The 25,989-nt window shown below is 40.5% G+C and carries 22 protein-coding genes and 4 pseudogenes; 7 read left to right on the top strand and 19 right to left on the bottom strand.

Annotated elements, in window-relative coordinates; translation table 11 throughout:
- Positions 1-4: 4 nt before the first annotated feature.
- Positions 5-1,819 carry an assimilatory sulfite reductase (NADPH) flavoprotein subunit gene (locus OKX00_RS12675; protein ID WP_265407605.1) on the bottom strand — a complete coding sequence of 605 codons (1,815 nt, stop codon included), beginning with the start codon at positions 1,817-1,819 and terminating at the stop codon, positions 5-7.
- Between the two features lie 234 nt (positions 1,820-2,053).
- On the opposite strand from OKX00_RS12675, the gene OKX00_RS12680 reads away from it, so the two are divergent.
- Positions 2,054-2,947: a LysR family transcriptional regulator gene (locus tag OKX00_RS12680; protein ID WP_062231962.1), complete on the top strand. Its 894-nt coding sequence runs from the start codon at positions 2,054-2,056 to the stop codon at positions 2,945-2,947.
- Positions 2,948-3,153: 206 nt separating this feature from the next.
- A complete protein-coding gene (locus OKX00_RS12685; protein WP_265407606.1) occupies positions 3,154-4,071 on the top strand; it encodes a DMT family transporter in 918 nt (305 codons plus the stop codon).
- Between the two features lie 267 nt (positions 4,072-4,338).
- Here OKX00_RS12685 and OKX00_RS12690 read toward each other — a convergent pair.
- The 12 genes and pseudogenes from OKX00_RS12690 to OKX00_RS12745 form a co-directional block, all read right to left on the bottom strand.
- Positions 4,339-4,719, bottom strand: a pseudogene (locus OKX00_RS12690) (IS110 family transposase); the annotation flags it as partial.
- 403 nt (positions 4,720-5,122) lie between these two features.
- Entirely contained in the window at positions 5,123-5,905 is a 783-nt protein-coding gene (locus OKX00_RS12695) for an SDR family NAD(P)-dependent oxidoreductase (RefSeq protein ID WP_265407607.1), read from the bottom strand.
- Positions 5,906-6,596: 691 nt separating this feature from the next.
- A pseudogene (locus OKX00_RS12700) lies at positions 6,597-6,815 on the bottom strand (IS110 family transposase); the annotation flags it as partial.
- Positions 6,816-6,989: 174 nt separating this feature from the next.
- Positions 6,990-7,337 (bottom strand): VOC family protein, encoded by a 348-nt coding sequence (locus OKX00_RS12705; RefSeq protein ID WP_265407608.1) that lies wholly within the window; start codon positions 7,335-7,337, stop codon positions 6,990-6,992.
- Positions 7,338-7,620: 283 nt separating this feature from the next.
- Complete coding sequence (locus OKX00_RS12710) at positions 7,621-8,541, bottom strand: dihydrodipicolinate synthase family protein (protein ID WP_265407609.1); 921 nt, start codon at positions 8,539-8,541, stop codon at positions 7,621-7,623.
- Positions 8,542-9,115: 574 nt separating this feature from the next.
- Positions 9,116-9,436 carry a CBO0543 family protein gene (locus OKX00_RS12715; RefSeq protein WP_416054339.1) on the bottom strand — a complete coding sequence of 107 codons (321 nt, stop codon included), beginning with the start codon at positions 9,434-9,436 and terminating at the stop codon, positions 9,116-9,118.
- 55 nt (positions 9,437-9,491) lie between these two features.
- Positions 9,492-10,704, bottom strand: a pseudogene (locus OKX00_RS12720) (DUF2515 domain-containing protein).
- Positions 10,705-11,162: 458 nt separating this feature from the next.
- Positions 11,163-11,327, bottom strand: coding sequence for a hypothetical protein (locus OKX00_RS12725; RefSeq protein ID WP_265407610.1), 165 nt, complete (start codon positions 11,325-11,327; stop codon positions 11,163-11,165).
- Positions 11,328-11,613: 286 nt separating this feature from the next.
- The gene (locus tag OKX00_RS12730) at positions 11,614-12,495 is read right to left on the bottom strand and encodes a LysR family transcriptional regulator (RefSeq protein ID WP_265407611.1); all 882 of its coding nucleotides are present in this window, start codon (positions 12,493-12,495) and stop codon (positions 11,614-11,616) included.
- 105 nt (positions 12,496-12,600) lie between these two features.
- Positions 12,601-12,690: pseudogene (locus tag OKX00_RS12735) on the bottom strand (ATP-dependent Clp protease proteolytic subunit); the annotation flags it as partial.
- Positions 12,691-12,783: 93 nt separating this feature from the next.
- Positions 12,784-12,972 (bottom strand): hypothetical protein, encoded by a 189-nt coding sequence (locus OKX00_RS12740; protein WP_265407612.1) that lies wholly within the window; start codon positions 12,970-12,972, stop codon positions 12,784-12,786.
- A 4-nt stretch (positions 12,973-12,976) separates the two neighbouring features.
- Positions 12,977-13,294: a hypothetical protein gene (locus OKX00_RS12745; protein ID WP_265407613.1), complete on the bottom strand. Its 318-nt coding sequence runs from the start codon at positions 13,292-13,294 to the stop codon at positions 12,977-12,979.
- A gap of 305 nt (positions 13,295-13,599) precedes the next feature.
- On the opposite strand from OKX00_RS12745, the gene adhP reads away from it, so the two are divergent.
- On the top strand, positions 13,600-14,610 hold the full coding sequence (gene adhP / locus OKX00_RS12750; RefSeq protein ID WP_265407614.1) for an alcohol dehydrogenase AdhP: 1,011 nt from the start codon (positions 13,600-13,602) through the stop codon (positions 14,608-14,610).
- Between the two features lie 44 nt (positions 14,611-14,654).
- On the opposite strand, the gene OKX00_RS12755 is transcribed toward adhP, so the two are convergent.
- Genes OKX00_RS12755 through OKX00_RS12765 form a run of 3 tightly spaced genes read right to left on the bottom strand, consistent with a single transcriptional unit; the run spans position 14,655 to position 18,937 of the window.
- Complete coding sequence (locus tag OKX00_RS12755; RefSeq protein ID WP_265407615.1) at positions 14,655-16,106, bottom strand: sigma-54-dependent transcriptional regulator; 1,452 nt, start codon at positions 16,104-16,106, stop codon at positions 14,655-14,657.
- Positions 16,107-16,136: 30 nt separating this feature from the next.
- Positions 16,137-17,774: an ATP-binding protein gene (locus tag OKX00_RS12760; RefSeq protein WP_265407616.1), complete on the bottom strand. Its 1,638-nt coding sequence runs from the start codon at positions 17,772-17,774 to the stop codon at positions 16,137-16,139.
- 14 nt (positions 17,775-17,788) lie between these two features.
- The gene (locus tag OKX00_RS12765; RefSeq protein WP_265407617.1) at positions 17,789-18,937 is read right to left on the bottom strand and encodes an iron-containing alcohol dehydrogenase; all 1,149 of its coding nucleotides are present in this window, start codon (positions 18,935-18,937) and stop codon (positions 17,789-17,791) included.
- A 519-nt stretch (positions 18,938-19,456) separates the two neighbouring features.
- Here OKX00_RS12765 and OKX00_RS12770 point away from each other — a divergent pair.
- Positions 19,457-19,807: a response regulator transcription factor gene (locus tag OKX00_RS12770; protein WP_265407618.1), complete on the top strand. Its 351-nt coding sequence runs from the start codon at positions 19,457-19,459 to the stop codon at positions 19,805-19,807.
- Between the two features lie 419 nt (positions 19,808-20,226).
- Here OKX00_RS12770 and OKX00_RS12775 read toward each other — a convergent pair whose 3' ends face one another.
- Positions 20,227-21,384 carry a 2-methylaconitate cis-trans isomerase PrpF family protein gene (locus OKX00_RS12775; RefSeq protein ID WP_265407619.1) on the bottom strand — a complete coding sequence of 386 codons (1,158 nt, stop codon included), beginning with the start codon at positions 21,382-21,384 and terminating at the stop codon, positions 20,227-20,229.
- Positions 21,385-21,536: 152 nt separating this feature from the next.
- Between OKX00_RS12775 and OKX00_RS12780 the strand changes: the two genes are divergently transcribed.
- Positions 21,537-22,403, top strand: a complete 867-nt coding sequence (locus OKX00_RS12780) for a LysR family transcriptional regulator (RefSeq protein WP_265407620.1) — start codon at positions 21,537-21,539, stop codon at positions 22,401-22,403.
- A gap of 171 nt (positions 22,404-22,574) precedes the next feature.
- A complete protein-coding gene (locus OKX00_RS12785; protein ID WP_265407621.1) occupies positions 22,575-23,906 on the top strand; it encodes a CitMHS family transporter in 1,332 nt (443 codons plus the stop codon).
- Positions 23,907-24,082: 176 nt separating this feature from the next.
- On the opposite strand, the gene OKX00_RS12790 is transcribed toward OKX00_RS12785, so the two are convergent.
- Positions 24,083-24,583, bottom strand: coding sequence for a hypothetical protein (locus OKX00_RS12790; RefSeq protein WP_265407622.1), 501 nt, complete (start codon positions 24,581-24,583; stop codon positions 24,083-24,085).
- Between the two features lie 198 nt (positions 24,584-24,781).
- On the opposite strand from OKX00_RS12790, the gene OKX00_RS12795 reads away from it, so the two are divergent.
- Complete coding sequence (locus OKX00_RS12795; protein WP_322114318.1) at positions 24,782-24,940, top strand: response regulator; 159 nt, start codon at positions 24,782-24,784, stop codon at positions 24,938-24,940.
- Between the two features lie 62 nt (positions 24,941-25,002).
- Here the strand turns inward: OKX00_RS12795 and OKX00_RS12800 are convergent, their stop codons facing one another.
- Positions 25,003-25,980 (bottom strand): NAD(P)H-dependent flavin oxidoreductase, encoded by a 978-nt coding sequence (locus OKX00_RS12800; RefSeq protein ID WP_265407623.1) that lies wholly within the window; start codon positions 25,978-25,980, stop codon positions 25,003-25,005.
- Positions 25,981-25,989: the final 9 nt, after the last annotated feature.

Here is a 25,989-nt window from a genome sequence, read left to right on the forward strand (position 1 = left end):
CCGGTCAATACACGTCACGCTGATAACGTTTTTCCTGCTGCATGCGGGCGACATACTCTTCCGCTTGTTCATGGGTCATGCTGCCTTCATTTTCAATGATTCCGATCAGTGTTTGATGAACATCATGGGCCATGTTTTTCTCATCGCCGCATATATATAAAACAGCACCTTCTTCTAACCAATGGAAGAGTTCTTTACTGTGTTCAAGCAGACGATGCTGTACATATACTTTTTCCTCGGTGTCGCGGGAAAACGCCACATCCATTTTTGTCAGAACGCCATTCTCCAGCCACTTTTGCCATTCTGTCTGGTATAGGAAATCACTGACAAAATGCTGATCTCCAAAGAACATCCATGATTTCCCCTCTGTACCTGTTTCCTCACGTTCTTGCATGAACGCCCGGAATGGCGCTACTCCTGTTCCAGGTCCTACCATAATGATCGGTGTTTCTCCGTTCGCTGGCAGTTTAAAATTCTGATTGTGCTGGATGTAAACCGGAAGTGTGTGCCCTGGCTCCAGCCTTTCCGCACATAAAATGGAACAAACGCCGCTGCGGCTGCGTCCGAAGGATTCATAACGCAAAGCGCCGATGGTTAGATGAACCTCGTCCGGATTGGCCTTCAGGCTCGAAGCAATCGAATACAAACGAGCTGGCATTTTACGTAAAATGTTGACAAAGTCCTGTGGTGAAACGGCCCATGGACCAAAGTCTTGAACGAGATCCAGAAGATCACGGCCCGAAAGATAACTTTTCAGCTCGCTCTCATGCCCTGCAGACAAAAGTTCATGCAGTCTTTCATTTTCAGTTAACTGTGCTGCCTGCCGAAGCAGCGGCTTTGTTAATACTGTAATTTCAAAATTGGTGATAAGCGCCTGCTTCAGAGCTGCCACATCTCCCTGCTTGTTCACTGTTATAATTTCTTCAGGATTCCAATGTAATTCCTCAAGAAGCAAATCAACCAGTTCCGGATCATTTTCAGGGTAGACTCCAAGACTGTCACCCGGTTCAAAAGATAGATTCGACCCTTCAAGCGAAAGTTCTAAATGGCGGGTCTCCTTATTCGAGCCGCGTCCGTTCAAATTAATATTTTCCAGAACCTCTGCATGAAATGGATTGGTCCGGGAATACGTTGCCTCTTCGGCTAGGGTTGCTGAAGCCTCTTGAAAAGCTTCACTTGCAGTCTCTCCCTGTGCCTCATTTAAACCTAATATTACTTTTGACAGCCATTCTGCTGCAGGCTCATCATAATCGAGATCGCAATCCACACGCGGTGTCAGGCGTTTACCCCCAAGCTCTTCCAGGACCTTATCAAAATCTTTGCCCGTCTGACAGAAAAACTCGTAGGAACTGTCCCCTAGTGACAGGACTGAAAAACGAAGATCTTCTAGTTTTGGAGCTCTTTTGCCATGGACAAATTCATGGAACGAAATCGCATTATCCGGCGGATCTCCTTCTCCATGTGTACTAACAATGATCAGCAGGTTTTTGAGTTTCTTTAGCTGATTCGGTTTAAAGTCACTCATGGAAGAAACCGTTACCTCAAAACCTTTCTCTTTGAGAGCTTTACTGCTGTTATCCGCAATGCCTTGAGCATTCCCGGTTTGAGATCCGTAAAGGATGGTTACTTCTTTAGAAACGGGCAAAATGGAGCCTTGCTTTACAACAGCTACTGGTCCCACTGGTGCTGCAAGTGACTGAGAAGCCGCTAAGTAACCGGAAAGCCAAAGCTTTTGTGCTTCAGTTAACGTCGGTATCAGCTTGTTAAGGAGCTCAGCTTGCTCCTGATCGAATGGACTGTTTGTTGCCTGAAGTTGCAATGATAACACCTCACATTGAAATATAAACATAATTTTCCGTCATTTCACTTTAAAAGTTTCCCTCTAGGTTAAGACTAAATTATTTCTATCCATTAACTCGGTTTTAATCTTAAAAATAGTCAGAACCCTTAAAAAATTTATATCCTCTACTTTACCTCAGTACAAAACATTAGTAAAATACATATTAATTATCGTTGCCATTAAGATTACTAATCATAAAGGATGTTTTAAAAAATGTATTATGATGCATTAAAAACGTTCGTCACCCTGGCCGAGGTAAAAAATTTTACAAAAACAGCAGAACTTCTTCGGATGTCTCAGCCGAGTGTCAGTTTGCATATTAAAAATCTGGAAAAAGAGTTTCAAACCAAGCTTTTTCTCCGCTCACCCAAGTTTCTGCAAATTACGCCTACAGGTGAAATATTATATGACCGGGCAAAACTGATCCTTACGATTTACGAACAAGCCCGGCAGGAGATTGGAGAGCACCATACAACGATTAAAGGTGAGCTGAAGATTGGGGCCAGTTTTACAATCGGAGAATATATCCTCCCCTCACTTCTTTATGAGCTGCAAAAACAACACAAAGAGCTTCAGCTGCAAGTGCTGATTGGAAATACGGAAGAAATCGTTGGATCCGTGCGCAACTACAAAGTGGATGTTGGACTGATTGAAGGGCAAACAAACGAAAAGGAGCTTTCAGTCCATCCGTTTATGAGTGATGAACTCTTTATCGTTTCTTCCCCAAGCCACTCCCTTGCCTCCAAGGACAAAGTGACCATAGATGATCTGCAAAATCAGCAATGGGTATCAAGGGAAACGGGATCCGGAACACGCGATTATCTTACTCATGTCATCAGATCCAATGGTTTGAAAACAAAGTCTCTGCTGACGATCAGCTCCAATCAAGGCATTAAAGAGTCCGTCATTCATGGGCTGGGGCTGTCACTTCTTTCCGGCAGCGTGATCGAACGGGATGTACAGTACGGCAACCTGTCTATTATAAAAATCCAGAATCACTTCTTTAACCGAAAATTTTCCTACATTTATTCGCCCATTGTCCAGGAAAACAGAAACGTCTCTGCTTTTCTGCAGGTCATCCATCAGAAATATCCCTCTTCAATTTAATAACTGCATAACAAAAGACACTGCTTTATTTGGCTGTGTCTTCTCCATGTCTCTGCAGCTGATTCAATAGTAGAAAAATGAATCATGTTTCCGTCAAGGTTGTCTAATTGGAAAATAATAATTTTCATATATATTTTAATCAGCTTATTTACTAGATATATTTAATTTACTCACCTTTCACGTCAAACATTAAGGAAGGATCTACGATGAAACATCATTCAGTCCCCTTATTAAACATGGTTTTCATTGCTATTCTAGTATTGATATGGGGCCTTACCTGGCCTATTTCCAAGGTAGCACTTCATTATTGCCCTCCTGTACTCTTATCGGGTTTCCGATCACTTGGAGCCGGAATTCTATTGTTTCTTTTTGCTTTGCCACGATATAAAAAAATGAGTTTTAACAGAAACTGGAAGATGTACTTTTTCTCCAGTCTGTTTAATTCGGTCTTGTTCTATGGCCTGCAAACCATTGGACTGATGTTTATGCCAGCAGGATTGTTTAGTGTCATTGTTTATTTACAACCGGTTCTGATTGGTATTATTGCGTGGTTGTGGATTGGAGAAACCATGACAGCACTAAAACTAACAGGTTTACTTCTTGGCTTCGCCGGAGTAGCCACGGTCAGTCTTGGAGGATTATCATCTCATATCTCTCTCATTGGCATACTGCTCGGGGTCTGTACAGCTTTAAGCTGGGCAATCGGTACCGTTTATATGAAATCAATCAGCTCAAAAATCGATGGGATCTGGCTCATTACCATTCAAAATATTATCGGCGGACTGATCATGACAGGAGCAGGCAGCGGAGTGGAGAAATGGTCCAGCATTACATGGAGTTTTCCCTTTGTTCTGACCATGTTGTTTTTAGCTTTATTTTCTGTAGCCATTGCTTGGTTGATCTACTTCCATTTGCTCTCCAGAGGAAATGCAAGCATGATTGCTTCTTTTAATTTTCTCGTGCCGATCATCTCTATTTTTATTGGTATCTTATTTTTGGATGAGCCGTTCACCAACACACTTTTAATCGGATTACTCCTGATCATTGCCAGCATATATCTGGTGAATCGTAAATCAAAATTATCTGTGAGAAGAGCGAACGCTAATTTACATACCATAAAATAGTATGTATCGATTAGCCATCTTTAGTTTTCCAATTAACAATGTAGTCCCCAGCAAATTTTGATTTTCAGTTTTCAATAGCCTGACAGGCTTTCATTCCTATAATGTCTTTAGATGTATAACCTCCGTCTTTTATAACTTTTTGTTCCAATGCCCGCATAGAAACGGCGTTTTGTGTATTTTCTTTACATAATATAACAGCTCTTAGTTGTTTTTTTAAATTAAAGGGAGATTGAGAGCAAAATAAAAAGCACCTAAAAATTATCTTAGTCCTCTTTTCTTATAAGGCTCAAATTCTTCCTTGTAATAAAGAACACAAAGATGATATACATCAACGGCATCCGTCTTTACCTTCCTAAGGCTTGTTTTCTTGGCTTGATTTGAACTAATCGGATTTACCAAGATGTATAGATATTGACTGTCCTCAAGACATTGAATAATTGGTGTATGGTAATGTCCTGTAGATTCAAGAATGACCGCTGGCCGAACCCCGGTATCTCTCTCTATTCCTCTCAAGAAAGAAACAAATGAATCTAAGTCCTCCTTGGTATGCTTCACACTGAAGCTTTTCCCAAAAGGCCTGTCTTTATCTAAAAAGGCTTGAGCTTCACTTTCCCCTTTGGCCAAGTCTAGGCCAACTACTGGATTCAATAATTATCTCTCCCTTTGTTGTACTCGCCAGTAACCCCTAACCTTCCTGTAGTTCCATAGCTTCGCTTGTTATACGAGATCATATGTCCCAACCAGCCTCAAACATCATTCTACAAGAAGGGGCGAACAGTTTAGTTGACGAGATCTAACTCCCACGCACCCGTACGTTCTACCCTGGCTACTGAAATAATAGGTCCTATAAAAAAAGAGCAACCAGTAAAAACTGGTTAACTCCATAATACGATCGCACCCGTTAATTGAAGAAGAATTATTGTAGAGTTGAACCATATTGCGAAACAAGAAAAAGAATGGAGGAAATCGAACTCTAAGAACCAAAAACCGCAAAAACAAGTCTCTTTCTCTATTCATTCATATTGCCAAAGAAGAAATCTCTTCACTCATTTTATTTGGTTCTATTTTTTAACCAGCTGTCAAATTCGGAGGCGACTAGGCGTTCACCTGTTAATCCTTCAGATTGCTCGGAAGCAAGATAAACGATAGGATTTGCCATGATTTCCGGCTTCAGAAGCTGAGAGTTTCCTTCAAGTTCCCTTCTCACTTCATCAGGTATCATTCCGGTTACGGTGGCCCCGCCAGGAAGAAGCATATTTACCGTCACACCAAATTCACGCAGGTCTTCAGCCATGATAAATGACAGGGACTCGGTTGCGGCACGAGAAGGGCCGTATGGGACAAATCCTTTTCGTTTCATGGTTTCATAATTCATCGATATATTGATGATTTTTCCTTTTGCCTGCTTGACCATCAGAGGAGCGAATCCCCGGGCGGTTAGGAAATAACCGGTCACATTTGTATCGATTAAATTTCGAAACCCTTCAGGAGAGACCTGATAGAAAGGCTGTGGTTCTGTAAGGAATTTTGGATTTACAGTCCTCATGCCTATCCCGGCATTGTTCACGAGGACATCGATCTTACCCCATTCCGTTTTTACCCAGTTCACTGCATCTTGTACCGATTCCTCTGACCTGACATCCAATGGAAGTTCAAAAACATTCGAATATCCCTTATCTTGAAGGTTTTTTACAGCTTCCGTCATTTTTGCTCCCGGACGGGATGCCACTGCAACCGTTGCTCCTTCATCAAGAAGTGCTTCTACCATGGCATATCCTAAACCGCTTGATCCTCCTGTAACAACCGCATGTACGCCAGTTAATTCTTTAGCCATTTTTCCACCCCATTTGGTTTAAATTCAAATCTTCGAAAGGATTATGATAGTATGTACAGTTTTTATATATCAGTTCCCCTGCAGTTAAAAATTTTATGTGTATCGGAAGCGACTAAGTTTTTCCAAACTTATTCTTTCTTTCTTTGATAATAAAGTCCAGCCAAATAATCCATTATCTTAAAAACCTGGGATGGTTAAAGATCAGGAAAATCCCGACCACTAATTTAACCCTTTTTTCCATAGAAATAAATTCCTTCCAAATTCCAGAATATAACTTTATTATATCTCAAATTACTCTGAAAATAAAAAAGCTGATCCTGTAAGTGTACATAAGAACAATCGGGGTCCGCCTGACTTATTGATTTATCGATTGGATGATTTTATTTACTAAACCTTCCGCATCTTTTGCTTCTACAGTCGTTAATTGGATGCGGCAGAACAGGTTTACCCGGAACTCCAGGCACCTTCTAAAGCAATCTGTGACTTTTACATCAACTTCTTATGATGTTTGAGGCGGAGTAATTCCAACACTTTTCAGGTTTTGGTTTTCTTGTTAAACTAAACCAGCTAATAGGAGTCAATAGTTTTTTATTAAAATGAATTATCTCTCGTGGTATACTTTTTAACGGCAGGCCAAATAACCCTCCAAATACTGTTGGAAGGTTTTTCATATGCAGTATTTTATTGTGGATTAAGCCAAATACAGGAACTGCTCATTTCGTTTTAGGATTGCAAAAATCCAGTGTAGAAGTTTATTTACGCAAGCTATCATCGCTACTTTTGAGGGTTTTCCTTCATTTCGTTTTCGATCATAATATTTTTTTAGCTTCTTGTTTCGAGAGCTTCTTATTCCACATAATACGGCCATATACAAAGCGTGTCGTAACCGGCTTGAACCTCGGTTTAGTAATATGATTTAGGGGGCTAACAGTTTAGTTGACGAGATCTAACTCCCACGCACCCGTACATTCTGCCCTTGCTACTGAAATAATAGGTCCTATAAAAAAAGAGCAGCCAGTAAAAACTGGTTAACTCCATAATACGAATGCACCCGTTAGCTCAATAGCAAATGAATTACAACTCGCTATTTCTCCCAAAGCTCGACCAGTCGACCTTCTGGATCTTCAATCCAAATAAACTTTCCATATTCACTAATCTCATTTTTCTTTGCAAGAGGTACACCAATATGTTCGAGATGCTTAATAGTCTCGTCTAGATTATGTACTTGGAAATTTAACATCACTTGTTGTTCTGTTGGAAAATAACTGTCATTCTCGGTAAAGAAAGAAAAGATAGTTTCATTTCCTGATTGGGGTTTTATCATAGCCCCATTCCAATTTTCCATATCAATCTTCAACACTTCACTGTACCATTTTTTTACAGCTTCAAGATTCTTAGTTCTCCAAAATATTCCTCCAAAACCTTTTATCATCTTATCTAACTCCTGTCCGTCATCAAATTTTCAGCTATTTCCTTTTTCAACATTACTGCTTCGTTCAATTATTAAATTCAGCAAAAAGGTGCGTAATCCTTCTTGGATCAACGCACCCGTTAGTTCAATTGGAAATCTTTTTTTCGGCATAATCCATTCTACACATGGTCCAATCAAAACTTGTTTTTTGATTTTTCCACACAGATTCCAAAAGCTTAATAATAATTCTTACTTCAACATTTCTTTTTAAAAGGTCTCCAAATATTATTGTGTTAAAAACGGTTTAGTTTGACGAAGGTATGGCTTGATTCAATACTTTATCCATACATCGCTGTATTTTTTCCTTCTTTTCAGCACTTAAAGGACGTGAAGGTGCCAATACATCGGTAGAGATCTCGATCCCACGCATCCTTATGGCTTCTTTAGCTACATTCACAAAAGGAGAATCGAGTTTATATAAAAGGGGAAATGGCGCTAACTTTTTGTGTAATTCAATCGCTTTCCCGTAGTTTCCTTCCTTAAAAGATTGATAGAGGCCAACAGTAAGCTCAGGGATAAAATTGGCCGTTAGCGGGATGGCACCGTCCCCGCCAACAGATAATGTATTTAATAAGTGATCATCGTATCCAGAGAGAACCGCAAAATCTTCTTTAAAGGACTTCACCGTTAAGATCATTTCCCTGGTATGCCCCACAGATTCAACCGTTTCTTTAATGCCCACGATATTTGGATGCGATTTCACAAGCTTAAGTACAAATTCTGGTGATAAATCTTGTCCTGTTAATCCAGGGAAATTGTAGAGCAGAATGGGCAGATCAATCGCTTCAGCAATCTCGGCATAATGTTGAAAAAGATTCTCCTCTGTAAGCTGCCAATAATAAGGGTTAATGACAACAATACCGTCTGCTCCAGCCTCTTTTGCATGCATACTTAATGAGATGGTTTCTAGTGTGCTTGGAGTACCTGTTCCAATGAGAACGGGGACCCGGCCGTTAACAAACTGAATGGCAAATTCAGCTACAGCTTTTCTTAATTCAACCGTCATCTGGCTGAATTCACCACCTGTCCCTAAAAAGAACAGTCCATCTACTTTTGATTCAATTAAGAAATCAATCAGATTTCCCATACCCTTTTCATCTAGTCGTCCATCTTTATGTAATATGGTTGGAATCGGTGGAATAACACCTTGGAATTTTGCTGACATATGATCTCTCCTTTTTTAAAAATTGATTAATAGTATTAAAGCAGATCTGAGCTATATAAACCTCCTTTCCACCTAAAGGATTTTATAATATCAAACAAGGTTTCTATTCTCTGAATATATCATAACATTTTTTCTGAAAAATTAGAATTATATGCCAATGGGATTAACGGACTGTAATGTCCTTGGGACCGGACAAAATTGTTCCAGTTTACGCAAAAAAACAACTAGGATGTACCTGGCTGCTCTTTTACTGATTATTCTTATCTTTTATGTATTTATTTAAGTATACCAAACTACTACGGCTATACATGCTATAGCGCCTGCCACCATGTGCTTAATTTCATTTGCCATCAAGCTATTCAGGTAAATTATGAAAAACTTGATTTCTAAACAAATGGGGTTGTTTTTGTAGCAATCAAAACGGTTTTACAATATCCACTTTTTCACTCGAAGCGAGTCATTTGGCCGCTGTTGACGTTAGCTCACTATAAACAGAAATTTAGTTAGGTGGTTTAGAAAAGGGGATACCTTATAAACTAGATGCAATTCTTTTATTTCGATAACACAGTCGTGGTTATTGAAACCATCGATAAAATTTCCATATAAGGAACATGAAGATGCTGTATCCGAAAAATGAATAAGAATGATGCCACGCTTCGCTATGAGTAAACAATCCTAATTTCTCTCCAAACTGTTCGGAAATACTTATACAAAGTCCAATTAAAACGATAAATAGAATTCTTAAAAGCTGAGGCAACTTTTTTACGATCCGTAAAAAGAGAGCAGTAAAGATTGGCAATATCAATAATGTAAAGGCAACATTGATGGTAAATACACCTGGGAAGGGTCTTTCTGGAAAGGCATACATATGTTTTCCGACAAACAGTAAGTCCAAATACGTTCCTGTGAAAGAAGAGAAAATGATGGTGGCTACAAAAGCTCCTTGATGGCTACTCTTCTTCTGCCTCTTCGCGGAGAAGGACGTTTTTTTTTTGCCATAATGGCCAGTTCAATTTTTTCAAGTGTTTTGCAGTATTCATCATAAATTTTCCCATCTGTAGTTTCTCCCTTATCAATTAAGTAGTCAATGATATTCCAGTCTTCAAACCAGTCTCCGCTTTCAGGGTCTTCGTGATTAACATCTTTCCATGCGTATATTAATCGAGGACTGAATAAACGATGTGCCCCTTTTCTTAATTGGCATTTTTTTATCCGCCGTTTATAAAAGGCACGGGAGAATGACTCGTTAACATCATAAAACAAATGCGGCCAGTAATCTTTTCTCGAACCGGTATGTGGATGATCATGAGCCCAATCGACTACTCCGGATAAGATGTTCTCTCGGCAAAACAACAGTGAGTATAATCGCTTGCCCAGCAAAATCCGTTCATGAAGGGAGGTGAAATGCTTCATTGTATCACCGACTAACAATGTTTCTCGTTTGGTCTCATCCTTATATAATGGAAAAAGAATGTGATTAAAGCGAAAAAAATCATAAAGTTTGAATCCAACGCTATTTAGCACAGTCTTTTTAAAATGGGCTTTTTGAATAACCTTTTTTTCTAAATAGCTTTGTTCATTGATAACAGTAGCAATGGCTAACGTATAGCGGTCGCCCGTCCTCCAAAAATGATTCCACATCGTTTCCATAAACGTTGACACATTGAAAAAAGGTAGAAGATGAAACAGTTTTTTGGATCTTTTCACACTTTGTTCATACAACAAAAATTGTGGATATACATCCAGGAAGATTAACCAGTTTCCTCGTTCCAAAAAAGAAAAGTAGGTGAGTTGATCTTTTTCAGACAATAGTCTCGTATATAACTCCCCTTTTAAATCCGTCATATTCCAACCGCCATTACGCGATACCATATGTCCAAGTAGTGCCCAATGGATTTCTGGGTATCGGAGGTAAAACTGATAATAGGCATGCGTACGTGTCACATTATTTTTATTGCGTTGTCTTGTACATTCTTTAATTTCATGAATTAGCATTTTCTCTTCTTCCGTTAATTCCCACGATTTAACAGAAGCTTGTTTGCTTTTACCTTTTTTCTTTAATTCTTGTTTGACATCTAAAAGAAAATATGGAAACTTATAGGAATAACTATTCCATTTCCTTTTCCAATCCTTGTTATGCATCCCTCTTCCTCCCGTTAACATGAATGTTGCTCTTTCAAGGGCGATTAAATTAATCTGGGGAATACAATAAGATGATCAATTTTTCAATCTATACAAAAGAAATGAATCTTCTACTCTACTAGTAACAAAGGGGCTACTATCATTTTATTACGAACATTAGGAATAAATGATGATCGTTTTTTCAACAACCAAACGTGATTCAGTGCTATTCAGCTTTTTCTTTTGTCGATAGAAATTGTACCGAGAGATGCAGCCCCCATATCTTGCAAGCTTGGAATGGCACCCTCTAACATGTTAAGTACAAACTGCCGTTTAGTGTACACCATGACCTCAAGGTAATTGTTTAAATATCCTCAAAACAAGAGAATCCGTTCTCTTCTTGTCATGACTTCTGGATCCCTAAAAAAGGGGCTGTCCAGAAAGTCGAAAATTGACCTTCAGGCAGCCCCTTTTTGGCTTGAAAAATCTTCAATGAAAAGTTAATTGAAGTGGAAGATGCGAGACTCCTCGAAAATGAACTTCACATTTTCTTCGTGCGATATAACGCTGCCGAAGCTTTCCTTGTCCTGCGGGACTAGCGTGACAGGTGAGACTCCCGCCGGTGCTAGCTCCAAAAAGTAGGCGTTCACGCCGGTAAGGCTCACCGCACGCCCCCACGAAAGTAGGAGCTCGCGCCGGTAAAAGCGAGCAGCCTGGAACGGAAATCAACAGCTTACAGACTTCTAGGACAGCCCCTCTTGCTCCCTTTATATCTCCGTATCCCAAAGCATAATTCACTTTTCCGGGAGTTAGGCTTAGCTTTGTTTACCCTTACATTTACATGCTACGCTTATTTTCATATGAAAAATAAGCGTACTTCCTCCCCCGGTTCCAATAAATATCAAATTTACTTTAGATGTGCATCATAAGAAAATGGCATAATTACGAGAATCATGTGAAATGTTCGTTTAACCATAAGGTCGATGCTGCTATAAATTTTTCGGCAGCTGGCGGAAGATTTTTGAAGGATATCGAACCAATGCCGATGGAGGAAATTGCTCGATCATCTGAAAGGGGTATTTTTTTTACACCATCAGGAAGATTATGTAAAGCGATGTCTGGCAGGATAGCTACACCAAGGGAGTTTTTTACCATCGAGATAACAGCATGTTCATCGTCTAAATGAAAAGCAATTTCAGGAGAAAGTTTATTTGATTTCAAAATGTTATGGATGATTTTAAGGGTAGAATTTTGGACAATCAGCTTCTCTTCATTCAGTGCATTTGTCTTTATAGAATTTTCAGCACCAAGATGGTGGTTTTCCGGAACAACACAGCAAAACGCTTCTCGCTTTAAATGGAGAACCTCCAGATCGGCAGCAGGCAGCATTAAAAAACCGAAATCTACAATCCCCTGTGAAATCCACAGAGAGATTTCCTCCTGTTTCCCCTCCATAATGTCTACTTTTATATGAGGATATTGATCCATGAATTTTTTCAATATTCCAGGAAGCCATACAGCAGAAATAGATGAAAATGTGCCAATCCTAACAGTCCCTATTTCTAGTCCTCTTATTTCCCCAGCCTCCTGAAGCATTTTTTCATTTAAATTTAGAATCTCCCTAATATATAACAACATTCGCTCACCGTTTACGGTTAGCCTGATGCCGGCTTTATTACGGGTTAATAAGGAAAACCCCAGCTCTTTTTCCAAGCTGGAAATGGCATGACTTACCCCTGATTGGGAAATATTTAACGATTCACTTGCTTTTGTTAAGCTGCCAAGTTCTACTACTGTATGAAATATTTCATATTTGCCTATCGACAAATTCATCCCTCTTTATATTAGTTTTACTCATAATATAACATAAAAAATGAATTAACTTCATCATATTCCGACAATGAAAGAGACTGCTTGAGCAGTCTCCCTCTTGAAACATCATTTCGGAAAAATGATTTCATCTATAATCCCATACTCTTTAGCCTCTTCAGCACTCATAAAGTAATCCCGGTCAGTATCTTTAGCCACTGCTGTGTTCCTTATTCCATTAAAGCGCCCGATCACGAAAGATCAACTTATTATATAGAAAAGATCATCCGATTTCTTTTTAATGTCCTGCCATCATTGCTGCATTCGCGTCTTTTGTTTCATCATCTGGTGCATGTTCCGGCTGTTGTTGGTTATTTCCTGAATCAGTGGCTGTAGCTTTTCTTCATTCCAGAAAGGGAAATTTGCTTTATCATATAAATGGTCTCCATTAATTGCTAAGGTCCAATCAATGATACCAGTGATTTGATTATCTTTTGCCAATAAATTATATGACCCTAAATCTCCGTGAACAATATATCTTTTGTTTACATTGATACTTTTTATGTGATTTTAATTCTTGAATAGCTTTCGTGACGACTTCTGAATCCAGTCCTTTCTTTTCCAATGAAGCCCAATTATAAATGTCATTATTATAAACTGCCTCTATAAAATCTAACCAAGTGGGGTATGAAGCATTACCTGAACTGTCGAAATAACCATACCCTTTATTATTATCAGACACTTCAATTGATTCAAGGATTTCTAAGTTGTTTAACACATCTGGAACAATATCCAGTAATTGTTGACTATTAAAGTCAAACAATTTGTCACCTTCTATATATTTGGATACCACATATGCCAGTTCTTCGTCTGTCTGATGAACTTCTAAGATCCTATGAACAGGCAGAAATTTATTAAAATTACCTAAACAGGTAAAATTACCCATACTTATATAATGATACAGCCGACCACTCGACCTTCTTTTCCGTTTTTTTGTGTGAATTTGCCGAAAAATCGGCACACCCTGAAGGCCATTGTGATTTTTGTAAGCGATTTTACGATAAATAGAGTTGGCACAAATCTTGCATTAGTAAGAGATGAAGTCTATTCATAAAAGGAGGAACTCGTGTGAAAGCAGCTGTTATTAATGAATTTAAAAACAAGTTGGAAATTAAGGATGTTCCAAAACCGAAGTTGGAATTTGGGGAAGTGCTTGTCAGAATTGAAGCTTGCGGCGTCTGCCATACCGATCTCCATGCCGCCCATGGCGATTGGCCGGTCAAGCCAAAGCTCCCCCTCATTCCCGGACACGAAGGAGTCGGGATTGTAGAAGAAATTGCAGAAGGAGTTACTTCTGTAAAAGTTGGTGACCGTGTAGGGATTCCCTGGTTGTATTCTGCTTGCGGAGAGTGTGAATATTGCTTAACCGGCAGGGAGACACTCTGTCCCGACCAACTGAACGGCGGATATTCGGTGGATGGCGGATATGCCGAGTACTGTAAAGCACCTGCCAGCTATGTCGCAAAAATCCCTCCAAACGTTGACCCTGTGCAAATCGCCCCGATTCTTTGTGCAGGTGTGACTACTTACAAAGCATTAAAAGTTTCCGAAGCAAGACCTGGTGACTGGGTAGCCATTTATGGAATCGGAGGACTCGGCCATGTTGCTTTGCAATATGCCAAGGCAATGGGATTCAATGTGATAGCAGTCGATATCCAGGACGAAAAGCTGGAACTTGCAAAAAGACTAGGCGCTGATCTAACGGTTAACGGAAGAAATAACGACCCTGTCCAAGTAATTAAAGAAAAAACCGGCGGCGTTCAATCCGCCATCAGTGTGGCTGTTTCAAGAATTGCTTTCGAACAAGCCTATCATTCTGTAAAACGCGGCGGCACGCTGGTTGTGGTTGGACTACCTGCCGATGAACTGCCCATCCCGATTTTTGATACCGTTTTAAACGGAGTCTCAGTCAAAGGCTCCATAGTTGGAACCAGAAAAGACATGCAGGAAGCTCTTGCATTTGCTGCCCAAGGAAAAGTAAAAACGAATATTGAAACAGCACCGATCAACCAGATTAATGAAATTTTTGACAAGATGGAAAAAGGAGAAATCAACGGACGATATGTACTAACCATGTAGAATGGCCGAAAAGCCAAAAGGAGGCTGAGCTCAAAGAGAACGAGCTAGCCTCCCTTTTTTTCGTTTAAAAAATAACGCAGCTGACGAGTCGTGATTTCTAACCGTTCCGCCGCTTCCTTTCGATTTCCCATCGTTTCTTTCAGCATCTTTGTAACAAATGCCCTCCCGATACGAACTTCCAACTCTTTCACTTGTTGAATAATTTCATCAAGCCCTACGTCCTGTTCAGCCGCCCATAATTGATGTATATGTTTGACCCAGTCCTCGAGGTAAAATGGCAGATCCTTTTCTGATTTCCTTAAGGCAGGAATAATGGAGGCGCGAGAACTAGTCCTATCATAGGTGGCAGCTCTTAGTTTATCCGGTAGATATTCGGATGTAATCATCCGCGTTTCTCCTTCAGCCAAAGCGGTTGCACGTTTTACAACGTTCACAAGTTCTCGTATATTTCCTGGCCATTGATAGTGCTGTAATAGATTTACCGCCTCTTCTGAAAAAGGGAGCTGGGATTGCTGTTTTTCAAGAAAATAGGTTAATAGTTCCGGAATGTCTTGTTTACGGTCACGAAGAGGAGGAATAGTCAGTTTTACAACCTCCAGTCGATAGAGCAGGTCTTCTCTGAACATTTTTTGTTCCACGGCACCAGCAAGATCCACGTGAGATGCAGCCACTATTCGTGTGTTTGTTCTTCTGACAGCTTCATCACCAACTCTCATATACTCTCCTGATTCAAGCACTCGCAGCAGCTTTACTTGGGTAGATAAAGAGGCTTCTGCAATCTCATCCAAAAATATTGTTCCTTTATTCGCAATTTCAAATATTCCCTTTCGTTCTTTTATGGCTCCGGTAAATGCCCCTTTCTCATGGCCAAAAAGCTCACTCTCTAAAAGAGATTCTGAAAGCGAACCGCAATTCACTGCAAGAAAGGGATTGTCGGATCTTAAACTGGCTTGATGAACAAAGTGAGCAAGCACCTCTTTACCTGTTCCTGTCTCTCCCTCAATCAGCACATTGATATTTTTCTTTGCAATTTTATAAGCAAGCATAATCAAATGCCGCATTTCCTTGCCGGAGCCAATAACCAACCCTGTTTGTTTTGCAATTCTATGTATTTCACTGTCATTGACCGTCTGGTTATGATGAAGCAGGCGATCAATTAAAGACTCCAATTCATCAATATCTTCAAACGGCTTTTCAATGTAATCATTTGCCCCCAATTTAATAGCATCCACTGCTGTTTTGATCGTACTATAACCAGTCATTACAATGGATTTGCACCCGGGACATGTTTTCTTGAGCTGTTTAAGAATATCGAGACCATTGGCATCAGGCAGTCGAATATCCAGCAGAGCCAAATCATAGACCCGCGCCCTGATTAAATGGTAAAAATCTTTACCGCTCCCTCCAAGGGAAACGGTGTAACCTTTACTGGATAACAAATACGATAAAAAATGCCCTACTTCCGGTTCATCATCAATGATTAAAATATTAATCATGCTATCCCCGCCTTAGCTCTCAATTCAAATCTATTCATCCATTATTGCAGGCAAGAAAAGAGTAAATGTACTCCCCAGCCCCATATCGCTTTTGACCTCAATCGTTCCACCGTGAGCCTGGGCAATTCCCAGGCTCACAGATAAACCAAGGCCTGTGCCTTTCCCTTCCTTTTTTGTGGTGATGAAGGGATGGAAAATCTCCTGGATCTGTTTATCACTGATTCCTATCCCGTTGTCAGTAACCGACAGGCAAATCCACTCTTTTCCCTTTACCAAACAGGAGGCTGTAGCTATGGTAACCTTTTTATTTTTTTCGCTTCTGTTCTCAAGCGCATCCTTTGCATTTAGTAATAAATTGATCATTATCTGGCCGATTTGCTTCTGATTTCCGTTGATTTTGGGAAGCGGTGATTGTTTTACTACCTCCACTCTTACATTTTGCTTCTCAATCTGGTACACAATTAAGCTTAAATATTGATCAATGACCTCGTTAAGGGAACATTCCTCAAAAAAATATTCATCCTGTCTCGAGAATGTTAACAAATTTTGAATAATACTCTTGCTCCTTTTTCCACAGTTCACGATGTCGGTTAACAGCCGGTATGAAGGTTCATCTTTATTCGCTGTTCTTAACAACAATTGTGAATTCCCCAGGATAGCGGTTAACGGATTGTTCAGTTCGTGGGCCACACCTGCCGCTAACTCCCCGATTGCTGCAAGCTTGCCTGATTGTACAAGCTGGGCTTCCATTTTCCGTTTTGCAGAAACATTTCGTAAATATAAGATCAACCCATACATTTGTTTTTTTTCATTTAGCACCGGAGAAATAGTGGTTTCAAATATTTGTCCGTCTGCTCGTCGAATTTCTTGCAGTGCAGCCTTTTTCTTTTGAAGACAATCCTCCATCAGGACTTCTATTTCATTATGATTGAGAAAAAGTCGAATGTTTCTCCCCGTTTCCTCTGCATCTTTTAATTGTAAATAGTCTTTAGCAGATGCATTGACCTTCAAAATTTCACCCTTTAAGTTGAGTACGAAAATCAAATCAGTCACTGCTGAAAACGTATCTTCCCATTCCTTTTTGGCGTTTAAAACCTCGTTGTAAAGTCTGGCGTTTTCCAGACAGACCGAAAAATGATCGGAAAGCTGCTGAAGAAAAGAACCATCTGACTTATCATATTCGATGATCCCCTTGCTTCCAATGCCAAGAACTCCAATCACCGTCCCTTTGCTGTACAGAGGGAAAACCAACATACTTTTTAATGACTGACCCGAAGCTGAAATGGTTTCAGTCTCTTCCTCAAAGGTATGGTACAGCATTTTACCGCTATCCAATGCTCTTCCATAAATCGATCGATCATGAAGCTGATGATTCATTGCGTCATGTTCGTTTGCATAAAAATTTGTTAATACGAGTGTTTCCCCCTGACAAATGGACAAGCTGATCGAATCAAATTCATACATGGTTTTCAATTTATCCAGTATGTTTTTTAGCATCTCATCCATTGGCATTTCCACATTCAAGCTTTTCATCATATCATTAATAATTTCTAGCTGAAGATTTTTCTTCTGCATCTTCATGACTGTTTTTTTCAATTCGGTGTAGTAATTACGCTTTGAGGATTGAACACCCGTAAGCTGTTCGATTAATTGGTGCCGCATGGTCATTTTTTCCAACCCCCTTACAAGGCTTGTCGATAAAGCTGAATGACATCTTCTATTTTAATATCACGAGGATTGGTTATCATGCATGCATCTTCCAATGCGACCTGGCTCATTTCAGAAATCCCCTCATCCGTAAGTCCCATTTCCGATAGCCGCTGTGGTGCTCCGATATCCAGGGATAATTGTTTAATATAATCAATAGCTTTTTTTCCTGCCTCTATATTTGACAGGTTCTGAACGCTTTCTCCGCACAATTCAGCAATCGTGCTGAATTTTTTCGGTACAGCAAGAAAGTTGAACTCCATGACATGCGGTAGCAATACGGCATTTACCTCACCATGAAGCAATGGAAACCGGCCTCCAATGGCATGAGACATGGCATGCACGGCTCCCAATATGGCGTTGGAAAAAGCCAATCCTGCCTGTAAGGAAGCCATCGCCATATGATACTTGGATTCCATATTAATTTTCGAGGCAACGGATGGACGGAGATGGTCTGCCACAAGCTGAATCGCATTTTTGGCCTGAACATCTGTCAAAGGTGTGGCTGCTATACTTACATAGGCTTCTATCGCATGGGTTAATACATCCAATCCGGTTGAAGCGGTCAATTGAGGACTTTTGGTCGTCAGTGTTTGAGGATCAACAATGGCAATATCCGGAACTAATGATTTCGATACAATGGTCATTTTCTTTTTATTTTTTGAGTCAACGATAACAGAGAACTGGGAAACTTCAGAGCCCGAACCAGCGGTGGTGGCGATCATAACCATTGGCGGCAATGGTTCATTGATTTTATCCACACCTTCATAATCATGAATACTTCCGCCATTGGTCACCAGGATGGCGATTGCTTTTGCTGTATCAATCGCGCTCCCTCCTCCTACGCCAATGACAGCATCACACTCATTGGCAATATACTGTTCTTTCCCCTTTTCAACCTCGAAGTCTTTTGGATTGGTCGTAATATCATAAAAAGTAGCAAAGAGCAGCCCTGCCTTTTTGCAGTTTTCAATCACATTCTCGAGCCACCCCTCATTCATGACACCCCGATCGCTTACGATCAGAACTTTTTTAGCTCCCAGCCGAAGACAGCTTTCTCCAACCTGATCCCTTGAACCATGACCAAAAATAACTTCCGGCATAACAAATTTATTGATGTTCATTCGGCGCTCCTTTTCCATGGCTGTAGTTGTGCTGATAATGGATATTTCAATAAAGAACAGAATTATCTTTTAATTAGACATACCATAGAAAATCGGCTTCCTCAACACCTTTCTCACGAAAAACATGTATTACGTCTCATGGTATTGAGAATAAAGAGGTCTAGTTAAAGGAAATTCGATGGTTTGATCAGCGTTTTGAGGTGTTATGGTCTCTTGGCTTGGGCATTACTTGCGGTTGACAAGGAATAGTTGCATATCAAGTCATTTTCATTTTCCGAAAACAAAAAGCACTGCTGGACCTGCCAGCAGTACTTTTTTTATCAACATTTCCGGTAACCGGCTTGTTGTTCATGGCGAGCTCGCCATTCAGGCCTTGAGCGGCCAAACGATTTGCTTCACGATAAATCCAGATAAAGACTTATCCGGATTTATCGTGAAACTCCCAGTAGAACCAGACAAAAAAATCACGGCATTGATAGTATAATATTGGTAATAAATGTACGGAAGCAGGGAGAGCAAATGGAAAAGATATTAATAATTGATGATCAAGCAGACCTTCGAAAACTTCTGGCGGATTACTTTCAATTGAACGGTTATGTCGTTTTCATAGCTAAGGACGGCATTGAGGCTCTGCGGCAAGCAGAAAAGCAACCGAATATTATTTTGCTGGATATCAACATGCCTGAGAAGGATGTTCTGGACGTTTTTCGTGAAATATGTGGGTTTGTGTCCTGTCCTATTTTATTCCTTACTGCACGTATAGAAGATGCGGAAAAAATTTCTGATTTTCAGGCAGGAGGAGATGAATATATTCAGAAACCAATCGGTATTCATGAACTAGGTGCCAGAGTGGCTGCCCATTTGCGCTGAGAAATGCGAAATCAACAGAAATGTTTGGTAAAATTCAGCCATCGCCATGTCATCGACTATTCTGAGCGGCGCTATACTGTAACGACATCCAGATTTCTTTGGCAAAAAAAGAGTTTGAGATTATAGAACTTTTATCCTAACAAAGTAACCTTAGTCGGCTTATGTGCCCTATAGCTTTACAACATTTTCGTGCCAGAAAAGCTCAGGAACAGCGTATCTCCCTGGCTTTCTCTTCTTTTTGTTCTCTCCTTCACCACTCTTGCCTCCGCTCTTTGGGATATCTATGAATTTACCGGAGATCTGGTGGCTACCCATACCATGCAGCTCGGCGGGAATAAAGATACGATGGAGTATCTTCTGGCCGGCACAGCAAGCGGATTAACCGCGGCAATTTATGCCGGATGGGGAAATCATCGCTCTTAAAACACGAGCTGTTCTCTTTTTTGTTTGTTTGTTGAACCTGCCATTTCATACTCTTTTTTCGTATAAACATAGCCTTCCATAATTCTTCTGGAGGTTCGGACCACTTTTATCGCGTGCACTTTCTTTTCATACAATTGTGCCTGAGTTTCCATGATCCCGGCAGGATGAGCAAGACGCAGTGTGCTGGTGCGATTTTGAACCATTCGGGACACAATGGTGTTTTCCAGGTAGGCAGCCGCTGCTGTACATACTGCCCCCGTTATGGCCAATGCTCTGTGAGGCCGCTGCATGGACATCATGCGGATCACCAAATCCATGTCCTCTGCCTTCCGCTCCCTTCCGGTCAGATCTATATAATCTATGGGTTCTGCCACAATCGTAAGCTTTGGCACAGCTGGTGAATTCTCTGTCGCCCCTTCTTTCGGACAAAATCTGCAAAGCTCAGCCGCGATCGACCTTACTTCTTCCAGCTTTGCTAACGATTCCGGAGTGTAGTCATCAGGCATTTCGGTTCCATCCAACCCCATATCTGCGGCTTTTACAAAAACAAGTGGATTTGCGACATCAACGATAGAGATACAAAAGGCACCGAATGATGTCTCAATTAAATCAATAGCATTTCCGGTTGGAAACACCTTGCCTGTCACTGATCCTTCGGCATCTTTAAAGGACAGATAGATAGGAGACCCCGTACCTGGCACGCCGGGAATCGAACAATTCCCTACCTGTTTTACCCTTCCGTCCTCTACTTCCACTTCAGAAATAATCACCTTTTTTGTATTCGTGTTGTAAATCCTTACTTCAGTAACCGGCTCCCTTGCCGCCACTAACCCCTGTTCGATCGCATAAGGGCCGACTGCTGAAGAAATATTTCCACAGTTCCCTTTAAAATCGACCATTTTCTTGTCGATGCTGACCTGGGCAAAGGTATAATCAATGTCCACATCGGCTTCCTTTGACTTTTTAATGATGGCTACTTTACTGGTAAGTGAATTGGCGCCGCCCAATCCGTCAATTTGCATATTGTCCGGGCTTCCCATGACATCCAGCAAAAATTCTTCCCAATCCTTCCGCTGCTTAGGCATAGCCTGTTCATTGAAAAATGCGCCTTTGCTTGTTCCTCCCCGCATAATGGTTACCGGAATTTTCGTCATCTTCATCACCTCAACTAATCTGAACTTCTCTCTTTGACCTCATCTTAGTCCAATTCTTCCGATAAATTAAATACATATTATTTATCTAAAACCTTAAAAAATATTTATAACTAGAAACAGAAGTGTTAGGATGAAAAAAAGGAGTGAGAGAAATGGACGAGAAAGATTGGGCATTAATGAAAATATTATTTGAGGAAAAAAGCATTACGCGGGCGGCAGAAAGACTGTACATTTCCCAGCCTGCTTTGAGCTACCGCCTGAAGCACCTCGAAGCGGCCTTCGGCAGCCAGTTGTTTTATAAAAGAAAAAGAGGAATTGAGTTTACCGCAGAAGGAGAGTATCTCGCTAAATATGCAGAACAGATGATTGAAGAGCTGCAGAGGGCAAAAGATCATATCTCAAATATTGGACAGGATGTTAAAGGAACACTTCGAATCGGGGTTTCCAGTAATTTTGCGCAGTACCGCCTGCCCGATATTCTTAAACGGTTTTCGCAAATCTATCCTGATGTCCAATTTAAAGTGAATACCGGCTGGAGTACGAAAATAATGAATCTACTGGATGCTTCCAGTGTTCATGTTGGTGTTTTAAGAGGGGATTACCATTGGCAGGGAGATAAATTTTTGCTGACAAAGGAAAGGCTGTGTCTGATCTCCAAATCAGAAATTAATCTGGAAAAGCTGCCCGATTTACCGTTAATCCACTACAAGACCGACACATCTCTCGATAATTTGATCAATGCCTGGTGGCGCGATAATTTTACAAACCCTCCTTCTGTTGCCATGGAAGTGGACCGCCAGGAAACGTGCAAGGTAATGGTAAAGCACGGGCTTGGATTCGGAATTGTTCCTGAAATCTGTCTGCAGCCGTCAGATGATCTTTTTGTTAAAGGTCTTTCTTATAAAAATAACGAACCGGTCCTCCGTGATACATGGCTAATGTATCATCCCGATTCTCTCAATTTGGCTGTAGTAAAAGCATTTACTGATTTTTTACACCAAGAACTGTCCACAACCTAATAAAGAGCTTTCACCCAGCATAGTTGTGTTATAAATATTTTTTATATAAAGTCTCAAAAAATATATATTTAACTTATTCTTTTACATGTATTATTCTTGAACAAACATGTTAGACGCTTTTATAAAATCCGTTTTTGAAAGCGTATACAGAATTGAGGAGGTTTTCGTACTATGCTGGCTATTTTAGGTACCGTAATGATTGTGGTGTTTACGTATTTGATTATGGCGAAACGATTATCACCCATCGCATCTCTGACTCTTGTTCCTGTTGTGTTTGCTGTTTTGGGAGGGTTTAGAGGGAAGCTTGGCACCATGATCATGGACGGTCTGAAGCTTGTCGCCCCTTCTGCTGCTTTGCTGCTTTTTGCCATTCTATTTTTCGGTATTTTAATCGATGCTGGATTGTTTGATCCACTCGTTGAAAAGATTCTCAAGATTGTTAAAGGAGATCCTGTAAAAATTGCCATGGGAACGGCTATTCTTTCCTTGCTGGTTGCGTTGGACGGGGATGGAACCACCACTTATATGATCGCTGTTTCCGCATTGCTTCCCCTTTATATCCGCATTGGAATGAATCCATTGATTCTGGCAACCGTATCCATGCTTTCCCTCAGCATTATGAGCGGTATGACTCCGTGGGGAGGTCCTGCTACACGTGCCATTGCCGTAATGGGGCTGGATGCTTCGGAATTTTTCATCCCGCTGCTGCCGACCATGATCGGTGGCGCGTTATGGGTCGTTTTTACAGGGTATCTGCTTGGAAAAAGAGAACGCCGGCGGATTGGGATTGCAGATATACAGCATAAAAAAGTAGATCCTGAGATTCTCTCGCAATTGGCTGCCGCCCAGGAAACAGTTTATAACGATGGTTCTGCAAGCATCAAACGGCCGCATCTCCGCTATTTCAACTTATTGCTTGTTCTTGTGGTCATGACGGTTTTAGTAATGGGATTGCTTCCGGCTCCAGCTTTATTCTTGGTCGGTTTCATCGTTGCGTTAATGATCAACTACCCAAATCTTGATCTTCAGAAGGAGCGCATCGCTGCACACGCGAACAATGCGCTGACCGTAGTACTGCTGGTGTTTGCTGCGGGTGTTTTTGCAGGTATATTATCAGGCACCAAGATGGTGGACGCGATCGCCCAGGCCCTCATATCTATCATTCCGGACTCAGCCGGACCGCTTTTTCCAGCAATTGTGGCCATTACCAGTATGCCATTTACCTTTGTTCTCTCCAATGATGCGTATTACTTTGGTGTACTCCCCATTCTTGCAGAAGCAGCTTCCGCTTATGGAGTAAGTCCCATTGAAATTGCAAGGGCTTCCATTATGGGACAGCCGGTCCATTTAATGAGCCCGCTGGTGGCTTCTACCTTTTTACTAGTGAGTATGGTGAATGTCGATATTAGCGCTTTTCAGCGGTTTGCCTATAAATGGGCCATTTTGACTGGTGTAGTTATTACAGGCTTAGCTCTGATTACCGGAGCATTAACCTTGCTCTAACTTCGTATTTGTTACTTATCTGCCTCCTTTGGGTAAAATTACAACGATGGAAACCCAAATTTTTCGCCTGGTTATAAGCTTTTTGGAACCCTAGGCCTTGCCTAGGGTTTTCGTATTATAATAAAGGCACCTATTCAAAAATGAGCCCTTGAGCTTTCCCTTTTTTAAACTAATGTTCATTTAAATTTGATTAATTTGCTCACCTTGTATTCTTTTTCTTCTTGGGTCTCATCTTTCGTTTTCCAAGCTACTTTCAAGACAATTGAGTCGAATGCTTCTTTTATTTCATCTTCGCTTAACCCTTTGGAGTAAAAGAGAAAGTCTCTGTGATAAAGTGCGAAATTTTCACCTTCATTATCTTGTTGGTATTCTTCGCCACCCCAGTACCTAACTTTTCCATCTACGGAGTTTATCGATTTCTTCCAAGAAATCGTTTTGGGAAATACAATTTTTCGTGAGGTATCGGGTGGATTATCCATCTTAAAATTGAAGGTTAACTTACGAAAATCATTCATTGTAGGATCTTTTAAACCTTCGGTTCCGACTTCATCAAATTGTTTATTACTTAATTTTAAAACCTTTGCCTCAACCGAAATTTTTGTTTTCCTAATGTGATTACAACCAACCATGGAAAACAGAATACAAAATATAAGAGTTGCAGCGTAACGTTTTCTCAAGGTTTTCCCCCTTTTCAACTGTTCACAGCTGTTTCCCTTATTATTTTCTATGACATCAGTTGTGTTCTTATTCAACCAAAGGTAAAGAAATGCGTTTATTGTACTATTTTCAAAAGCATACACTTACTTTACTAGGATTTTATTACCAAAAAAGTTATTGCAGTATCAAATTTCATACTATACAATAACAGGTTTGCAATGAAACATCGTATTTTAGTCGTAGAAGATGAAGTACAAATCGCTCGGATGTTAAAAATAGAATTGGAGCTTGAAGGATATGAGGTCCTCATCGAACACAACGGAAAGTCAGTTAAAAAAGCCAAAACCACCAGAAATGTGGATTTGGCTTATGGCTAATAAAAATGGTTGCCGCAGCAACCATTAACGATTCAGAAAACGTCCATAAATATAATAAATAATTATCGATGGGTCTGCTCTCCGATAATATTACCAATACGGTTTAATCCTTTTTCTGTTGTTAGAATCATTTCATCAAATAACTCCTGAACAGTAGGAATATTGTTAATAAGTCCGATTACTTGTCCAGCCCATCCAAAACCTTCATCTTCATTTCCATCAAAGATATATCTGCAATTAGCATTTCCGCCAATTATTTCTTGTAGATCTTCATAGGTGGCTCCTTCTTTTTCACGTTCGATAATATCCAGAGTAAATTCACTTTTCAAGACTCGTCCTGGTGAACCAATTGTTCTCTTAATAATTACTGTATCCGACTCTTTCGCATTAACAATTGCCTGCTTATATTTCTCGTTTGCGTGAACGCACTCTTTAGTAGCAATAAAGCGAGTACCCATTTCAATTCCTTCTGCCCCAAGTGCAAAAGCTGCTAATAAACCTCGTCCATCTCCAATCCCACCGCTCGCTAACACTGGAATCGATACGGAATCGACTACACGAGGAATAAGTACCATTGTACCAATATCGTCTCGTCCTAAATGTCCACCGCCTTCCTGTCCAACTGCCATTACAGCGTCAGCACCGAGTTGTTCTGCTTTCTGTGCCTGTCTAACGCCTGCAACAAGGACAAGCGTTCGAATATTTTCTCCTTTTATACGTTCAAAAATAGTTTGAGGATTAGCTCCTGTTATAGAAATTGCAGGTACCTTTTCTTCAATAGCAACTTCAAGCAATTCCTTATATTGTCCATCGTGCCTTGCAATGGCAAAGTTTACGGCGAATGGGTTATTGGTAAGTGTGCGTACTTTACGAATTTCCTCCCGAAGCTTTTCAGGTGAACGCAGCGTTGCTGCAGTAATTTGTCCAAGTCCTCCTGCATTCGAGACCGCAGCCGCCAGTTCAGCATAAGCAAGGTAGGCAAGTCCTCCTTGTACAATTGGATATTTAATTCCAAAAGTCTCGGTTACTCGTGTTTTCATAGTTTATCC

The organism is Fictibacillus sp. KU28468, assembly GCF_026153615.1.
Lineage (GTDB): Bacteria > Bacillota > Bacilli > Bacillales > Fictibacillaceae > Fictibacillus_C > Fictibacillus_C marinisediminis.

Excerpts from the sequence above, each read along its gene's own strand:
- OKX00_RS12705 (WP_265407608.1), bottom strand. The coding sequence starts at position 7,337 with ATGATAAAAGGTTTTGGAGGAATATTTTGGAGAACTAAGAATCTTGAA.
- OKX00_RS12770 (WP_265407618.1), top strand. The coding sequence starts at position 19,457 with ATGGAAAAGATATTAATAATTGATGATCAAGCAGACCTTCGAAAACTT.
- OKX00_RS12680 (WP_062231962.1), top strand. The coding sequence starts at position 2,054 with ATGTATTATGATGCATTAAAAACGTTCGTCACCCTGGCCGAGGTAAAA.
- OKX00_RS12785 (WP_265407621.1), top strand. The coding sequence starts at position 22,575 with ATGCTGGCTATTTTAGGTACCGTAATGATTGTGGTGTTTACGTATTTG.
- OKX00_RS12765 (WP_265407617.1), bottom strand. The coding sequence starts at position 18,937 with ATGAACATCAATAAATTTGTTATGCCGGAAGTTATTTTTGGTCATGGT.
- OKX00_RS12685 (WP_265407606.1), top strand. The coding sequence starts at position 3,154 with ATGAAACATCATTCAGTCCCCTTATTAAACATGGTTTTCATTGCTATT.
- OKX00_RS12795 (WP_322114318.1), top strand. The coding sequence starts at position 24,782 with ATGAAACATCGTATTTTAGTCGTAGAAGATGAAGTACAAATCGCTCGG.
- OKX00_RS12780 (WP_265407620.1), top strand. The coding sequence starts at position 21,537 with ATGGACGAGAAAGATTGGGCATTAATGAAAATATTATTTGAGGAAAAA.
- OKX00_RS12710 (WP_265407609.1), bottom strand. The coding sequence starts at position 8,541 with ATGTCAGCAAAATTCCAAGGTGTTATTCCACCGATTCCAACCATATTA.
- OKX00_RS12755 (WP_265407615.1), bottom strand. The coding sequence starts at position 16,106 with ATGATTAATATTTTAATCATTGATGATGAACCGGAAGTAGGGCATTTT.
- OKX00_RS12760 (WP_265407616.1), bottom strand. The coding sequence starts at position 17,774 with ATGACCATGCGGCACCAATTAATCGAACAGCTTACGGGTGTTCAATCC.
- OKX00_RS12695 (WP_265407607.1), bottom strand. The coding sequence starts at position 5,905 with ATGGCTAAAGAATTAACTGGCGTACATGCGGTTGTTACAGGAGGATCA.
- OKX00_RS12775 (WP_265407619.1), bottom strand. The coding sequence starts at position 21,384 with ATGACGAAAATTCCGGTAACCATTATGCGGGGAGGAACAAGCAAAGGC.
- OKX00_RS12800 (WP_265407623.1), bottom strand. The coding sequence starts at position 25,980 with ATGAAAACACGAGTAACCGAGACTTTTGGAATTAAATATCCAATTGTA.
- OKX00_RS12730 (WP_265407611.1), bottom strand. The coding sequence starts at position 12,495 with ATGAATTTGTCGATAGGCAAATATGAAATATTTCATACAGTAGTAGAA.